General features: G+C 44.3%; 2 protein-coding genes. Both read left to right on the top strand.

The features are described from left to right. Nucleotides 1-233: DUF2787 family protein (locus tag MD535_RS25635; RefSeq protein ID WP_265678111.1), on the top strand; the 233-nt coding region annotated here is incomplete at its 5' end. Between the two features lie 77 nt (nucleotides 234-310). Beyond that, nucleotides 311-922, top strand: a 612-nt coding sequence (locus MD535_RS25630; protein ID WP_313897291.1) for an LPD25 domain-containing protein, incomplete at its 3' end; no start/stop codon positions are given.

Raw genomic sequence — 922 nt, 5'->3', positions numbered from 1 at the left:
ACTTCTATTCCATCCTTTGCATCACGGACTTTAGCTTCAATGGATACCCTTACCCAACATTGGAGCGAGATATTGAATTCGATTTCATTCATAGCACAGTTTTTACTCGATACTCCGGCATAAAAAGCATGTCCTCTCCCAACATCGTCAAGCTTTATGCCCTATGGGAATCAACATTCATCGCGAACTTTAGAAAGGGCGTCTACAACCTAATCGAGCTGCGTAGTCACTAGCCCTTATCCGTTAACACTCTACAGGTCATCTTGCTTTTAAGGTGGCCTTTTTATTGATTCATCAACAGGACACCCTCATGTCAATTACAAAACAAGATAGCCAAAAGAGTTCATCCAGCAATCTATCCGATTCATTACTCACGCCAGAGGAAAGTAAAATCAAACCGCTTAAAGTATTCGTTCATTGGTCAGAATCCAGAGCCTTTGATTCTGACACAGAGTATGATTTTGCAGATTTTGAAGCTAAAGCGTTAGAAGTGGCAAAGACCAATCCATTAGGCGGGTACGATAAAACCAAAGTGACGGTCACCTTTGATAATGAGCACCAACACGAATGCCGCTTAGATTTAGGCTGTGGGGGTAATGACCAAGGATTTGCAGAGCACTGTTTAAGCACGCTCAACTATTACCATATACACAAAGGAGAAGCCGATAAGCGATGGTTGAATGACAAGCACCACCAGCAGCTCATCAGATTCATTAGGACGTACGCATTGGACTATACGATCGTTGATTTGGGTCGAATGCAGATTAAACAGGTCGAAGCGCAAGCCAAAGCGGAGGAGGCGGCGAAAGAAGAAGCCAAACAACAGGAGAAGGAAACAGCATGGCGTGAACACCAACAAGCAGAGGAGGCGTTTCAAGAAGCTTTGGAAGTACCAACATGGGCTAAGGGCGTGATTGTTGCC

The organism is Vibrio qingdaonensis, from assembly GCF_026191675.1.
GTDB lineage: Bacteria > Pseudomonadota > Gammaproteobacteria > Enterobacterales > Vibrionaceae > Vibrio > Vibrio qingdaonensis.
The sequence above is the reverse complement of the archived record's forward strand: the minus strand, read 5'-3'. Positions and strand labels throughout refer to the sequence as shown.